The 14113-nt window shown below is 40.1% G+C and carries 13 protein-coding genes; 6 read left to right on the top strand and 7 right to left on the bottom strand.

Annotated features, from left to right (window positions below; genetic code table 11):
- Nucleotides 1-148 precede the first annotated feature (148 nt).
- Together P8O16_RS06715 and P8O16_RS06710 are read left to right on the top strand one after the other, a co-directional pair.
- Nucleotides 149-2926, top strand: coding sequence for a gliding motility-associated C-terminal domain-containing protein (locus P8O16_RS06715; protein WP_300312335.1), 2778 nt, complete (start codon nucleotides 149-151; stop codon nucleotides 2924-2926).
- Nucleotides 2923-3345, top strand: a complete 423-nt coding sequence (locus P8O16_RS06710; protein WP_300312332.1) for a thiol-disulfide oxidoreductase DCC family protein — start codon at nucleotides 2923-2925, stop codon at nucleotides 3343-3345. The genes P8O16_RS06715 and P8O16_RS06710 overlap by 4 nt, the downstream gene beginning before the upstream one ends.
- 41 nt (nucleotides 3346-3386) lie before the next feature.
- On the opposite strand, the gene P8O16_RS06705 is transcribed toward P8O16_RS06710, so the two are convergent.
- Nucleotides 3387-4346, bottom strand: a complete 960-nt coding sequence (locus tag P8O16_RS06705; RefSeq protein WP_300312329.1) for a sodium-dependent bicarbonate transport family permease — start codon at nucleotides 4344-4346, stop codon at nucleotides 3387-3389.
- Between the two features lie 87 nt (nucleotides 4347-4433).
- On the opposite strand from P8O16_RS06705, the gene P8O16_RS06700 reads away from it, so the two are divergent.
- Together P8O16_RS06700 and fabD are read left to right on the top strand one after the other, a co-directional pair.
- On the top strand, nucleotides 4434-5360 hold the full coding sequence (locus P8O16_RS06700; protein ID WP_300312326.1) for a LysR family transcriptional regulator: 927 nt from the start codon (nucleotides 4434-4436) through the stop codon (nucleotides 5358-5360).
- 61 nt (nucleotides 5361-5421) lie between these two features.
- Nucleotides 5422-6297: an ACP S-malonyltransferase gene (gene fabD / locus P8O16_RS06695; RefSeq protein ID WP_300312324.1), complete on the top strand. Its 876-nt coding sequence runs from the start codon at nucleotides 5422-5424 to the stop codon at nucleotides 6295-6297.
- Between the two features lie 33 nt (nucleotides 6298-6330).
- On the opposite strand, the gene folK is transcribed toward fabD, so the two are convergent.
- Nucleotides 6331-6819: a 2-amino-4-hydroxy-6-hydroxymethyldihydropteridine diphosphokinase gene (folK, locus tag P8O16_RS06690; protein WP_300312321.1), complete on the bottom strand. Its 489-nt coding sequence runs from the start codon at nucleotides 6817-6819 to the stop codon at nucleotides 6331-6333.
- Nucleotides 6820-6889: 70 nt separating this feature from the next.
- Here folK and sppA point away from each other — a divergent pair, with 70 nt between their 5' ends.
- Nucleotides 6890-8659 (top strand): signal peptide peptidase SppA, encoded by a 1770-nt coding sequence (gene sppA / locus P8O16_RS06685; RefSeq protein WP_300312318.1) that lies wholly within the window; start codon nucleotides 6890-6892, stop codon nucleotides 8657-8659.
- 25 nt (nucleotides 8660-8684) lie between these two features.
- Here sppA and P8O16_RS06680 read toward each other — a convergent pair whose 3' ends face one another.
- Nucleotides 8685-9578, bottom strand: a complete 894-nt coding sequence (locus P8O16_RS06680; RefSeq protein ID WP_300312315.1) for a flavin reductase family protein — start codon at nucleotides 9576-9578, stop codon at nucleotides 8685-8687.
- Between the two features lie 139 nt (nucleotides 9579-9717).
- Here P8O16_RS06680 and P8O16_RS06675 point away from each other — a divergent pair, with 139 nt between their 5' ends.
- Nucleotides 9718-10566, top strand: a complete 849-nt coding sequence (locus tag P8O16_RS06675) for an endonuclease/exonuclease/phosphatase family protein (protein ID WP_300312312.1) — start codon at nucleotides 9718-9720, stop codon at nucleotides 10564-10566.
- Nucleotides 10567-10653: 87 nt separating this feature from the next.
- Here the strand turns inward: P8O16_RS06675 and pgk are convergent, their stop codons facing one another.
- The 4 genes from pgk to P8O16_RS06655 form a co-directional block, all read right to left on the bottom strand.
- Nucleotides 10654-11853 (bottom strand): phosphoglycerate kinase, encoded by a 1200-nt coding sequence (pgk, locus tag P8O16_RS06670; RefSeq protein ID WP_300312310.1) that lies wholly within the window; start codon nucleotides 11851-11853, stop codon nucleotides 10654-10656.
- A gap of 102 nt (nucleotides 11854-11955) precedes the next feature.
- Nucleotides 11956-12921 (bottom strand): L-threonylcarbamoyladenylate synthase, encoded by a 966-nt coding sequence (locus P8O16_RS06665; protein ID WP_300312307.1) that lies wholly within the window; start codon nucleotides 12919-12921, stop codon nucleotides 11956-11958.
- Between the two features lie 3 nt (nucleotides 12922-12924).
- Entirely contained in the window at nucleotides 12925-13560 is a 636-nt protein-coding gene (locus P8O16_RS06660) for a tetratricopeptide repeat protein (RefSeq protein ID WP_300312456.1), read from the bottom strand.
- 114 nt (nucleotides 13561-13674) lie between these two features.
- Nucleotides 13675-14112, bottom strand: a complete 438-nt coding sequence (locus P8O16_RS06655) for a thioesterase family protein (protein ID WP_300312304.1) — start codon at nucleotides 14110-14112, stop codon at nucleotides 13675-13677.
- Nucleotide 14113 lies beyond the last annotated feature (1 nt).

Below are 14113 nucleotides of genomic sequence, written 5' to 3'. Positions count from 1 at the left end.
TTCCTGTTTATTTTTATTGTTTGATTTTGCGGAGATTTTCTACTTACTTCCATTTATTTCGTATAGGAAAAGAAAAAGAACCAAAGTAAATATTAATTCAACTTTTGTTCCGTTAAGTAGTTTCGAAATAGTAAAGAATTTAATCAACATGAAGCTTAAAGTCATACTAGGTATTTTTATTTTATTTTTCTTCGCAGGACTCACAAATGTCTGGGCCACCCACATTAGGGCAGGAGAAATAATTGCTGAGCGAATTTCAGTTCAAACTTTAACCTACCGCATAGTAGTTGTTGGTTACACTGATACCAGATCAAGCGTGGTTTTTGGTCCAGGTATTATCAATTTTGGAGATGGACGAGAAGAGCAATTAAATACCGAAAGTGATTTCTCTTTGGTAGAAAGCTTAGGTGATCAAATTGAGAAAAACACTTTTGTAATTACACATACCTTCCAAGGTCCAGGGCAATACACCATCCGTTTTCAGGAATTTAATCGAAATGACAAGACTTTGAATATGGATAATTCGGTGGATACTCCTTTTTATGTGGAAACCCAGATTACCATTGACCCATTTATAGGTGTCAACAATTCACCTGTTTTGACAATTCCACCGGTAGATAATGGTGCAGTGAATGTTCGGTTTATTCACAACCCAGGTGCTTATGATCCAGATGGAGATAGTTTAGCTTATGAGTTGGGTGTTCCAAATCAAGATTTCCAAAGAACAGTAAATAACTATAGAAGTCCTGCAACAAACGAATTCAGCTTTAGCCAGGAAGATGGTTCAGTCCCTCCTTTTTTGAGAGTTGATCCTATTTTTGGAGATTTAATTTGGGACGCTCCCGGGACTGCCGGCCAATTTAACGTCGCGTTTTTAATTAAAGAATATCGGAAATTAAACGGGAAATACGAGTTGATCGGCTATGTCGTAAGAGACATGCAGATCATTATCGAGAATTCAAATAACCGAAGACCGGAATTGATTCTACCTCCTGATCTTTGTGTAGAGGCGGGCACTTTAATTGAAGAGATTATCCAAGGTCAAGATCCAGATGGAGATCCTATTCGAATTGAAATTTTTGGCGAACCCATCGAAATCAATGCCTCTCCAGCTACCTATTCTCCTGAAAGTGTCTTTCAAGCTAGCCCTGGGATTGTGAATTTCAGTTGGCAGACAGTTTGCAACCACGTACGAGCTAGGGAATATGAAGTCCGTGTTCGAATCTCCGATGATCCAAGTTCCGGACCTTCCTTGGTTGATATTAAAACATGGCGAATCAAAGTCATTGGTCCACCTCCTGTCTTCAATGAAATCGAACAAGGAACTGGAAGATCTGTAGAATTGAACTGGGATCCTTATGTTTGCGCGAATTCGGCGCAGGAAATGCAAGTCTGGAGACGAATCAATTCGGACCCTTACATGCCGGATAGTTGTGAAACCGGAATCAGAGCTGGTTACGAACTGATAGGAACCACGAATATGGAAATCTTCAGTTTCTTAGATGAGAATGGCGGTGAGGGACTAGCTCCTGGAAATACTTATTGCTATCGATTAGTGGCAGATTATCCCCAGCCACGCGCTGGTGAGAGCATAGTTTCAGAGGAAATTTGCATCACTATCGACGTGGACGTACCTATCATTACGAATGTTAGTATTGAGGCTACAGACCCAGCAAATGGTGAGATTTTTGTAAAATGGACTCCTCCTTATGATATTGATCGAACTCAATATCCCGGTCCATTCACATATGAATTGTACAGAAGAACCGGCTTCACGGGCAACTCGGGTGCTGTTTCACTAGGAATCACGGCAGATACATTGTTTACAGATACCGGAATAAACACCGCGGATTTAGTTCACAATTACAAAGTAGTCCTTCTTGATCGGGGAACCAAAATAGACAGTTCTTCTTCCGCTTCATCAGTTCGATTAGAACCAACCATTATCAATCAAGCCATTGAGTTAAATTGGGAATTTACAGTACCTTGGAATAATTCTGTTCAGGAGTTTAAACATGATGTGTATCGAAACAGGACTGATGCAGAAGCCCAAGATGCAGACACTTTTGTCAAAATAGCTGAAGTGGATGTAACTCAGGATGGCTTTACCTACTTCGATGATGGTAGCTTCAATGGCGTGGCTTTAGAGAAAGATATAGAGTACTGCTATTATGTAATTACCAAAGGTTCTTACAATGTGGCGGGACTTATTTACCCACTCGAAAATAAATCTCAAATAGTTTGTGCCAAACCTGATGATAATCGATTGCCATGTCCTCCAGTATTAACTTTTGAAGGTCCTGTATGCGAGGAATACTTAGCTGAAGTTTCTTGCAACACGACAACTTATTACCATGATTTGAGTTGGACTCCCGATTTCAGTGGAGATTGTGATGACCAACTAAGTGGTTATAAACTGTATTTCACTGAAGACGGTGAAGACGGTCAGTTTGAATTAGTGGCTGAACTTTCCGCTTTGGAATTAGAAACCAGAATCAATAACCTATCGAATTTCAGAGGATGTTATTATATCACGGCTGTGGATAGATCTGGAAATGAAAGTGAACCAAGCAATATAGTATGTGTGAACAATTGCCCATACTATGAATTGCCTAATGCATTCACTCCAAATGGGGATGGAAATAATGACACCTTCATTGCCTTTGACAATCCATTCTCAAAATGTCCAAGATTTGTTATCGGAGTTGAGATTTTCATAGTCAATCGTTGGGGAGCCGAGGTATTTAGCTACAATAGCTTAGAGTCAAACGAAAACGACATCTTCATTCGCTGGGACGGAAAAGACAAGAATGGAAATGATCTTCCAGCAGGAACATATTTCTACTCCGGATCAGTCAAATTCGATGTGTTGGATCCTAGCAAGCAGGAACAAAATCTAAAAGGAACTATTCAAATCTTAAGATGACAAGTTCCAAATCCATCATTTTCTTTGATGGAGTCTGCAACCTTTGCAATGCTTCCATAGATTTTATCATCAAAAGAGATAAAAAGGGAAAGTTCCTAGTGGGAGCATTGCAAGATGCCATAAGCAAAAAGGTGCTTTCTGAATTTGAGGTTAAGAAAGATTATTTGGACTCGCTTGTACTTCTTGAGAACAAGGAGATTTTTTACAAAAGTACAGCCGCACTCAAGATAGCAAAGAACCTCTCTGGACTATGGCCAGGCTTATATCCATTGATTTATCTACCAAAGGGGCTTCGTGACCCTATTTACGATTGGATTGCTAAGAATCGATACAGTTGGTTCGGAAAAAAGAATACGTGCAGGCTTCCTAGTCCTGAAGAAAAGGCCAAATTTCTCACCAAAGAAAACATACCTGTTTAAAACCGAAATATTAATTAGAAACTCTATTGAATAATTTGGCTTTAAAACGCTTGAATGATCATCCAATAGATAGGCATTCCTAATGTGATATTGAAAGGAAATGTGATTGCCAATGCCATTGGGATATACAGACCTTCGTCTGCTTCTGGATTTGCAAGCTTCATTGCGGCAGGCACAGCGATATAAGATGCACTGGCTGCTAGAATGGCAAATATAAACCGGTCTCCATCTGCGTCTGCTACCCAGTAGCTCAGGAATGCTACCAAAACCCCATTAACAAGCGGAATCAGGATTGCAAAAACCGTAGAAAAATAACCGTATTTGAAAAAAGTCTTTAGCTTTTTACCGCTTCGAATTCCCATATCCAAAAGGAAAACAGCTAAAAATCCTTTGAAAATATCTGTTACGAAAGGCTTAATTCCTTCGGCTTGCTTCTCATCTGCAATCAATCCTATCACCAAACTCCCCAAGATTAAGAGCACACTTCCATTAGTAAATGCATGGATTACAATCTTTTTTAGGCCTCCTTCGGGTTTTTGATCTGAATATTTCTGAAGCAAGATCACACCGGAAATAATTGCCGGAGCCTCCATCAAAGCCATCACTGCCACCATATGACCTCCAAATGGAACACCCTGAAGATCCAAAAATGCAACTGCTGCCACAAAAGTAACCGCACTGATAGAACCATATGCTGCTGCAATAGCTGCAGAATTTGAAACATTCAGCTTTCTTTTAAGAATGAAAAACGTGTAAATAGGAACCAGAGCTGAAAGTGAAATTCCAAATACTAAAGCCCAAAAAATACTTAAATCAAAACTACTATGGGAAAGTTCTTGACCTCCTTTAAACCCAATCGAAAGCATCAAGTATAAGGCTATAAACTTGGAACTGCTGGGAGGTATCTCCAGATCACTTTTGAACCGAACTGCCAAGATCCCCAAAACGAAAAACAGTAAACTCGGATTCGTTATGTTGTTGATAAGTATCTGAAAATCCATGCAACAAATATTTAAAGGAAAAACAGGAAAAAAAAACTAAACCATAAAGTTTTTTTATTCGTACTGGTTTTTGTATATAATTTACTTATGAATATTTCACTAACTCAGCTCCGTGCACTTAAGGCTATTTCCACTCAAGAAAGCATTACCAGTGCTGCAAGGTCATTAAATATGACTCAGCCGGCAGTTTCCATTCAATTAAAAAATCTCCAAGAGCAATTCGAAGTACCGCTCACAGAGATTATTGGAAAGCAAATTTATCTCACTGAATTCGGCCAAGAGTTAGTAGATATGGCAGATCGGATCTTTGACGAAGTGGATCAAATCGAGCAAAAAATGCTAGAACTAAAAGGCCTTCTAGCAGGGAAAATACGGATATCCGCAGTTTCTACTGGTAAATATATTATCCCCTATTTGATGGCGGACTTTATGAAACTCCACCCACATGTAGAAATCAGTCTGGAAGTATCCAACCGACACAGTGTCCTTGCACACCTACAAGAAAACAATACGGATTTAGCCTTAATCTCTGTTTCTCCTCCCAATGATGTAGCATTTGACAGTATTACTTTGGAAGAAAACAAATGGTATTTGGCATGTGCACCAGAACATGCGACAAAGTTTCAAGCAGAAATAGATAATAACAAGTGGGGAAAAATTCCATTTATCCTTAGGGAAAAGGGCTCTGGAACTAGGGTCAAAATGGAAGAATTTTTTAACGAGCGAGATATCAAAGTTGATAGCAAACTTGAACTCGCCACCAACGAAGCTGTAAAGCAGGCAGTCATGGCTGGATTGGGAGCCTCAATCCTCTCTAATTTTTCAATGAGTCAGGAAATTGAAGACAATAGAATCACACTTTTGAAATATCCGGACTTGCCGATGAAAGCAATGTGGAAATTGATCTGGTTAAAGCAAAAAAAGCATTCTCCTGCTGTATTGGCCTTTATCAGATGGATTTCCGAAAATAAAAAATCTGTGTTTCAAGCTCACTTCAACACCTTTGACGAATAAGTCGAAATTAATCACTTGTTGAAAAGGTTTATATTTGCGCCTCAAACCAAAATTCAATTTGATGAAGGCATTTGTTTTCCCGGGCCAAGGTGCCCAGTTTCCCGGAATGGGAAAAGCTCTTTATGAGGAAAATCCACAGGCAAAAGCATTATTTGAACAAGCCAATGAAATCCTTGGATTCAGAATCACTGATATCATGTTTGAGGGTTCTGTTGAAGAGTTGAAACAGACTAAGGTGACTCAACCTGCAATTTTTCTACATTCTGTTATACTGGCCAAGACTACTCCAGATTTCGCTCCAGACATGGTTGCGGGTCATTCATTAGGAGAATTTTCAGCTTTAGTTGCCAACGGTACTTTGGCTTTTGAAGATGGATTAAAACTGGTTTACCAACGAGCATTAGCTATGCAGGAAGCATGCGAAATCAATCCATCCACGATGGCAGCGATTCTAGGGCTTGCGGATGAAAAGGTAGAAGAAATCTGCGCCTCAATTACAGATGAAATTGTAGTTCCTGCGAATTACAATTGCCCAGGCCAATTAGTCATCTCAGGGACGAATAAAGGAATAGAGATCGCTTGCCTTAAAATGAAAGAGGCTGGAGCAAAAAGAGCCCTTCCCCTTCCGGTTGGAGGAGCATTTCATTCACCTTTGATGCAGCCAGCTGCAGAAAAATTAAAGGCCGCAATCGAATCTACCACTTTCAATACCCCGATTTGTCCAGTTTATCAAAATGTAAGTACAACGGCTATCATTAATGTGGACGAAATAAAAGCTAACCTTATTGCCCAATTGACAGCTCCTGTAAAATGGACTCAGTCTGTGCAAAACATGGTAAAAGATGGGGCAACTCAGTTTGTTGAATGCGGACCTGGAAAAGTCCTTCAAGGCTTGGTTCAAAAAATCCACCCCGGGGCTGAAGTTTCCGGTCTCTAAATTTTTAAAAGCCCGCATCTAGTGGGCTTTTTTTTATGAAGGCTTGTAAATAAGTACCTTAGTCTCGTCTTTGCATTCTTCCAAAAGTTTCAAATGATTCTTTCCTAAAATAGGATGCATAAACTTAGGCAAGACCTCTACCAATGGCACTAGGACAAATCTTCGTTGAGCTATAAATGGATGTGGGATTTGAAGTAAAGAATTTGAAATCACCCTCTGATCAAAGTAGAGAATGTCTATATCCATCGTGCGATCTCCCCAGTGTTCGTCTCGCTTTCTTCCCAGATTGAACTCAATTTTTTGGATCAACTCTAAAAACTGCTCAGGATTTAGATTCGTTTCCAGTTGAACCACTTGATTGAGAAATGCCCCATTTGCGACGCCACCCCAGGCTTCCGTTTCATATATTGAAGATTTACCTATGAATTTTCCAGCCTTCGCAAGCTCAAGAATAGCTTTTTCGAGCAAATCTTCACGATCCCCTTTATTTCCCCCCAAAATAATAACAACCTTACTGAACATTTTCTCCGTAGAATTCCTTTTGTAATCTCGGGCTAAAATAGGTTATTTTAGCGCCTAAATAATTTAGCTTATGAAATTCTTAGGAAATGTACTTGCTGTCATAGTAGGTCTTTTTGTTTTCAGCATTCTCAGTATTCTTGTCATGTTTGGCTTTATTGGGATCATCGCTTCTTCTGCAGGTGATGCGGAGGTCAAAGTGAAAGAAAACACAGTTCTCCACTTGAATCTTAATGGAAGAACTCTTGTAGAGCGGACCACCGAGGATAATCTTGATCTTGGATTTTTAGGAAATCCTTTCGGAGGTGATGCAAATGCCGGTTTAGTTAACTTGAAAAAAGCAATCGATGAGGCAAAAACGAATGAAAACATTAAAGGTATTTACCTGAACACTGGTTTGATCATCGCAGGTCAAGCAAATTTACTAGAGCTTCGAGAGGTGTTGGAAGATTTCAAAAGCTCTGGGAAATTCATTATCGCTTATGATGAGGCCTTCTCTGAAGGTGGTTATTACCTAGCCTCAGTCGCTGATGAAGTTTATATGAACCCTATTGGAGGTGTTGATTTCAATGGTTTTGCCTCTGAAGGAATTTTCCTGAAAGGTTTCTTTGAAAAAGTAGGCATCAAGCCTGAAGTGTTTCGTGTAGGCGAATTTAAAAGTGCTGTTGAGCCCTACATCTTGGATAAAATGAGCCCTGAAAACAGACTTCAAACCCAGTTTTTCTTAGATGACATCAACACCAATGCGTTGATGGATATTGCAGAGTCGAGAGGAATTGCTTTCGACAGTTTGAAAAAAATCAATAATCTGATGTTGGTTAGAAAGCCAGCAGATGCTGTGACTTATGGTTTGATGACTGAGTTGCTTTATGAAGATCAGGTACATTCCAAATTGAAAGAAAAGCTTGGACTGGAAGATGACGATGATATCTCAAAAATCAATGCGACAGACCTAGCATCTTCTGCTAAATCGAAAAATATCACTTCTTCAAATAGAATCGCAGTAATCATCGCAGAAGGAGAAATTGTAAGTGGTAAAGCAGCTGGCGCAATTAGCTCTGAAAAATTTGCATCAGAAATCCGTAAAGCAAGAAAGAACGAGAGTATCAAAGCGATCGTGCTCCGAGTGAATTCTCCGGGAGGATCAGTTGTAGCCTCTGAGGTGATCTGGAGAGAAATGGCGGAAGCTAAAAAAGTGAAGCCTGTAATTGTATCTATGGGAGAAGTAGCAGCTTCTGGAGGATATTACATCGCTGCACCTGCGGATACAATCGTGGCACAGCCAAACACCATCACAGGTTCGATTGGGATTTTCGGGTTGATGTTCAACGTGCAGGAATTACTCAATAATAAACTCGGGATCACCACCGATGTAGTGACTACTGGTGAACTTTCTGACTTTATGAACGCAGGCAGATCAATGACTGATGTGGAGCGAATGATCATCCAAAGCTCTGTTGAAGATGGCTATGAGACTTTCATTTCGAGAGTGGCTGAAGGAAGAGGAATGAGTACTGAGGCAGTTAAAGAAGTTGCTTCCGGTAGAGTTTGGACAGGAAATCAAGCCAAAGAAAGAGGCCTAGTGGATGTTTTGGGAGGTTTGGATACTGCCATAGAAATTGCCGCTGGTAAGATTAAAGCTGGTGATGATTATCGAGTAGTTTACTATCCTGAAGTAAAGCCTTGGTTTCAAATGATTATGGAGGATTTGGGTGAAAATGTGAGGGTTGGGTTCTTAAAAAGAGAATTGAAAGAGAATTACCCTCTCTACCAACAAGTAGAAAAATTAAAAAACTATCAAGGAATCCAAGTAAGGATGTCACAGGATATTACCATAAAGTAAAAAAAAGCGGCTTAGGCCGCTTTTTTTATTGCTTTTGTAACAGGATTAACCAAGCTTTTTCTACATCACCTTCTTCCAATTCAGCTTTGGCTGCAAGGTGAAGATGATCAATCCATGAGTCTGGATCATTTTTAAAGCGAACTCGCATTTCTTGAATCATTTCAGACTTCCCAAATTCTTCTATTTGGGCAGAGTTAGGTAATTGCTCCACATTGCCCAATCGTCCTAAATTATTCCCGGTAAGAATTGTGCTATTCCGAATTTCCTCCGGAATCTGATCCACTCCAATCCCAAGAGTCCGGATTGGCTTTGGGATTTTAAACAGTGAGTCTCCACTGGCACGGCTATACCAATCTCCACCTAATCGTGCCACTGCGTCTAGTTTATAAGGATCGATAACCCCATGATCATCCATGACTTCCTCATTGACATGAGCTACAAGTACCTCACAGATTACTAGATTTCCTGCACCTCCCTGATCACCAAGCGACTTCACCTCATTTACTCTGCATTCAAATGCAATATGAGCTTCCTTCACACGGGGAGGTTTCACTTCAAGAGACGGAACTGGAGTCAAGCCTGCTTTGTCAAACTCACTGACACCTTTTCCATATTCTGTACTAGCTAGAGACATCTGCTCCACCAATCCAAAATGAACGACATGGATGACCACTTCTGGTACTTCGAGCACATTTTCCAAAGTATGCTTTGTAGTATTATCTCTCACTCTTCGCGAAGGAGAAAAGATTAGAATCGCAGGATTAGTGCTGAATAGATTGAAAAAGCTGAAAGGACTCAGGTTTACATTCCCTTCTTTATCGATGGTACTTGCAAAAGCAATGGGCCTCGGAGCTATACTTCCTTGTAGCAATCCATGGAATTCCTGAGTGGATAGGTCTTTGGGATAAAAGGTTTTCATGTATTTAGTATTGTTCTTTAATTGCAACATTACAGTCCAATTGGGACTTTTTAGTCATCCTTGATTTTATTTGATGAAATTAAAACTCAATTTTAATTACTTAAACCAATTTACAAGATTTAGTTTAACCGCTTCGCTTATGAAAACACCTAAATCGTTTTATTTCAGTATTTTAATTCTTATTATTTTTATTTCTTCCAGTCCACCTGTAATAGCGCAAAGCCATAACCTTGCGACATTTAACATTCGCTGGGACAATCCAAATGATACAGGAAATCTCTGGAAGGACAGACTTCCACATGTGATTGACTTGATTCAATTTCACCAAATAGACCTTTTGGGTGTGCAGGAAGCTCTTCAGCATCAACTTACACAAATGAGTGAAGGGCTAGACTACAAGTATATCGGTGTCGGTAGAGACGATGGGGAAAATAAAGGTGAGTTTTCAGCGATTCTCTACAATTCAAAAAAGTACCAATTACTGGATCAAGGTACTTTTTGGCTCTCTCCTACGCCTGAGAAGCCAAGTAAGGGATGGGATGCAGCATTAAACCGAGTCTCAACCTATGGAAAATTTGCTGATCAAAGCGGAACTGAATTCTATGTTTTCAACATCCACTACGATCATATAGGGCAAAAGGCACGTGAAGAAAGTAGCAAACTCGTACTCAAACAAATCGAAAAAATCAATAAAGAAAAACTCCCAGTGATATGGATGGGTGATTTCAATGTAACTCCGGAAAACCCCGCCTATACGGTGATCACCACCCAACCGCAATGGAAAGATGCACGATTGATTTCTGATCTATCCTATGGCCCGGCTGGCACCTTTACCGGATTCGACTGGGAGAAATTACCCGATGGCATCATTGATCATATTTTTGTCTCTGGCCAGATTCAAGTACTTCGCCATGGAATACTAACTGACAACTATGGTAAAAAATATCCCTCAGATCACTTTCCCGTAATGGTAGAAGTTGAGTTTTAAGGGAATATTTAAGAGGTTCACGTGGCATAAATCAAAAAGGGCTATTTCGATTTTTTCGAAATAGCCCTTTTCTATAATGTTTTTTTATTAAGGCTCAAGCGCTGCCACACCAGGAAGGATTTTCCCCTCCATATACTCTAGCAAAGCTCCACCACCCGTAGAGACAAATGAAACATCATCTCCATAACCGAACTTGTTTACCGCAGCTGCAGAATCTCCACCACCTATGAGTGAGTAAGCTCCTGCTTTGGTAGCAGCTACTACTGCCTCGGCTATGGCTTTGGTTCCTTTATCAAATGAATCCATTTCAAATACTCCCATTGGGCCATTCCAAAGAATCGTTTTGGATTTAAGAATGGTTGCAGCAAAGATTTCTCTGGTTTTTGGTCCGATATCCAATCCCATCCAACCTTCAGGAATCTCACCCTTATCCGCTAATCCCTGTTCGGCATCATTGGCAAAAGCATTAGAAATCACCGTATCCTCAGGAAGAATCAAATTAACTCCTTTTGCCTTAGCCTTTTCCATCAACTCAAGAACAAAATTCAACTTATCTTCTTCCAATAATGAGTTCCCTATAGTACCTCCTAGTGCTTTTGCAAAAGTATAAGACATTCCACCTCCGATGATCAGGTTATCTACCTTGTCCAACAAACGCTCGATGATCAAAATTTTGTCCGCAATCTTTGCTCCACCCATGATCGCAGTATAGGGTCTCTCAGGGTGTTCAAGCACTTTATCTGCATTTTTCAATTCAGAAGTCATCAAGTAGCCACAGACTTTATCGATAAAAAACTCAGCTATAACTGCTGTGGAAGCATGTGCACGGTGAGCTGTACCGAAGGCATCATTTACATAGATTTCGCCAAGTCTTGAAAGCTTTTTCGCAAATTCTTTATCTCCCTTTTCCTCTTCTTTGTGGAATCGAAGGTTTTCTAAAAGTAATACCTCGCCAGGTTTTAACTCCGCAGCAATAAGCTCAGCCTCTGTCCCAATGCAATCTTGAGCAAATTTCACAGGTTTACCCAATGCTTTTTCCAATGTCAAGACGATATGTCGAAGCGAGTACTTATCGTCATCAACACCCTTTGGTCTACCCAAGTGAGACATTAGAATAGCCGATCCGCCATCATTCAGAATCTTTTCAATTGTAGGAATTGCTGCTTGGATTCTCGTATCATCTGTGACATTAAAGTCCTTATCCAACGGAACATTGAAGTCCACTCTGACCAATGCTTTTTTTCCTTCAAAGCTCAGATTATCTACAGTTTTAATTCTAGGATTCATAAATAGGATTTATAAGTTTTTATAAAAATATCAATTTCAATTTATCAAAGATTGACGGAAAAATCGACTTTTGAGCTCGGTCAATTTCCAAACAGTCAGAAATTACCTTTTAGCAGAAGCTCTATTAAGTCGATCATTTATCGCTTTTCCCAAACCAATATTAGGCATTAATTCAGCCAAAATAACCTCAACTTTTAACTCATCCAACTTTCTCATATGGGAAAATAAATTTGCTGCAGCCCCCTTCAAATCTCCTTTTTCACTAAGTGCCAGCTGCTTGAAATTTGAAATAGATTGCCATTTTTTTGAGAAAGACAAAACTGCAAATGGAATTCCGCGCTGAATATATAGAGGAATCAACTCCTCTAGATTTCCCAAAACAAAAGATGTACTTGGCGCATAGTGACTTTCCAAAAGTCCCGGCGCCTGTGGATTAGATGAGCTATAATCTTTAATCGAAACTTTTCCAACTACCGCTTCGATCGCATCAATCTCCAGACCTCCCAATCGATAAACCGTAATTTCATCGCCTTCCAATCCAATAATCGTGCTTTCCAAACCTACTTCGCAAGGCCCACCATCCAAAATCAATGGGATTTTATCTCCCAATTGGGCATCAACATGAGCTGGAAGTGTAGGACTGATATAGCCAAAAGGATTTGCACTTGGAGCTGCCAAAGGGAAATCCAGCGAAGTCAGCAATTGTAAAGTTAGGGGATGATTAGGAACACGAATGGCAACTCGATCCAATCCTGAAGTTACCAAATCGGGGATTTTACTCGATTTTGGCAATAATAAAGTCAAAGGTCCTGGCCAAAATTCCTCTGCTAATTTTCGAAGAGGTGATGGAAAGTCAGTGACGTAAGTTGCTACTTTAGAAAGTTCCGAAACATGAATAATTAAAGGATCAAAACTCGGCCTCTTCTTAGTCTCAAAAATCGCTGCAACAGCCATTGGATTCAAGGCGTTCCCTGCAAGACCATAAACGGTCTCTGTCGGAATAGCTACTAATTTTGCTTCTTCCAAAAGCCTTTTGGCAAGCCGCAAATCTTTTGAAATTTCAGCCATTTATTAGTCGCAAAAATCTTCAATCCAAGTTTTCGCCTCTTCATAACCCAATGAATAGGCCATTTTTAAGTCAACACAACCTTCTTCTTTCTGACCCAATGCACTCATCCGGGTGACTCCCAGCAAGTAATAAGCGGCAGCATTTTTCCCATCAAGGTTCACCGCATTGGTAAGTGATTCCATGGCGCCTGCAGGATCGTTATTACCCAGCTGAGCTTTACCACGATTGAAAAAAACCAATGCCTGATTGGGATTTACTTGCAGTGCAGCATCAAAATCCAGCAGTGCATCTTCGTATTCCTCCAAGCCAAGCAACGCTAAGCCACGATTGTAATAAATATCAGTTTGGTTCGGATCAAGTCGATTGGCCATATTATAATCTGAAACCGACTCCTTGAAATTCTCTAATTCCAAATTCGAGTTACCACGGTTAAACCATGGTTTGTAGGATGAAGAATCTGATTTGATCGCCTCGGTGAAAACCGGAATCGCTTCTTTGAAATCCCCAAGTTGAAAAAGCGCAACTCCTTTTGCATTCAAGGCTTGACTGTTTGCAGGGTTTTGCTCTAATAATTGATCAAAATAGGCAATAGCCTCCTTCCAAGACTGAGTATCCATTTTCTCCATTCCAGCGATCATCAATTCTTCTTCACTAGGACTACAACTTACCAGCGCAATCAATGTCACGGCTATAAATAAAAGCTTTTTCACAGAATAAAATTTTGGGCAAAGATAGGGGTTAGACCTTTTAGATCAGTCTTTGAGAGAAAGTTTCTCACGGAACGCCACAGGAATGGATGTCGGCTTCATGGTCTTCATATCTACGGAGACCATCACACATTTGCAATGAGAGAACGTAACTGACTCTCCCTGCTTCGTAGTTCCGATCAAGTATTGTTCGATGTCAAAGGAGGAGTTTCCCAATCGGGTGCATTTGACCAATCCTTGAATTTGATCTTCTAGGTGGATTGGACGCAAATAATCGATCTCAACTCTACCAACTACGGTACCCACTTCCATGATATTCCAATCACAGAAATCATTGAGAAAAGCAGCTCGGGCATGCTCAAAATAGCTAAAATAAACCCCATTATTGACATGCATATAGCCGTCAATATCTGAGAAACGAATCTGAATAGGAATCGAAAAGTCAAACTCTTGAGCAAGAGTCGCAGGATCAGCTTTATGCATG

This window comes from Algoriphagus sp., from assembly GCF_029254265.1.
GTDB lineage: Bacteria > Bacteroidota > Bacteroidia > Cytophagales > Cyclobacteriaceae > Algoriphagus.
Note: the sequence above shows the minus strand (reverse complement) of the source record. Positions and strands in the feature narration are given on the sequence as shown.

What these genes read in the sequence shown, in the direction of transcription:
- P8O16_RS06715 (WP_300312335.1), top strand. Translation starts at nt 149, where the DNA reads ATGAAGCTTAAAGTCATACTAGGTATTTTTATTTTATTTTTCTTCGCA.
- P8O16_RS06710 (WP_300312332.1), top strand. Translation starts at nt 2,923, where the DNA reads ATGACAAGTTCCAAATCCATCATTTTCTTTGATGGAGTCTGCAACCTT.
- P8O16_RS06705 (WP_300312329.1), bottom strand. Translation starts at nt 4,346, where the DNA reads ATGGATTTTCAGATACTTATCAACAACATAACGAATCCGAGTTTACTG.
- P8O16_RS06700 (WP_300312326.1), top strand. Translation starts at nt 4,434, where the DNA reads ATGAATATTTCACTAACTCAGCTCCGTGCACTTAAGGCTATTTCCACT.
- fabD (WP_300312324.1), top strand. Translation starts at nt 5,422, where the DNA reads ATGAAGGCATTTGTTTTCCCGGGCCAAGGTGCCCAGTTTCCCGGAATG.
- folK (WP_300312321.1), bottom strand. Translation starts at nt 6,819, where the DNA reads ATGTTCAGTAAGGTTGTTATTATTTTGGGGGGAAATAAAGGGGATCGT.
- sppA (WP_300312318.1), top strand. Translation starts at nt 6,890, where the DNA reads ATGAAATTCTTAGGAAATGTACTTGCTGTCATAGTAGGTCTTTTTGTT.
- P8O16_RS06680 (WP_300312315.1), bottom strand. Translation starts at nt 9,578, where the DNA reads ATGAAAACCTTTTATCCCAAAGACCTATCCACTCAGGAATTCCATGGA.
- P8O16_RS06675 (WP_300312312.1), top strand. Translation starts at nt 9,718, where the DNA reads ATGAAAACACCTAAATCGTTTTATTTCAGTATTTTAATTCTTATTATT.
- pgk (WP_300312310.1), bottom strand. Translation starts at nt 11,853, where the DNA reads ATGAATCCTAGAATTAAAACTGTAGATAATCTGAGCTTTGAAGGAAAA.
- P8O16_RS06665 (WP_300312307.1), bottom strand. Translation starts at nt 12,921, where the DNA reads ATGGCTGAAATTTCAAAAGATTTGCGGCTTGCCAAAAGGCTTTTGGAA.
- P8O16_RS06660 (WP_300312456.1), bottom strand. Translation starts at nt 13,560, where the DNA reads ATGATCGCTGGAATGGAGAAAATGGATACTCAGTCTTGGAAGGAGGCT.
- P8O16_RS06655 (WP_300312304.1), bottom strand. Translation starts at nt 14,112, where the DNA reads ATGCATAAAGCTGATCCTGCGACTCTTGCTCAAGAGTTTGACTTTTCG.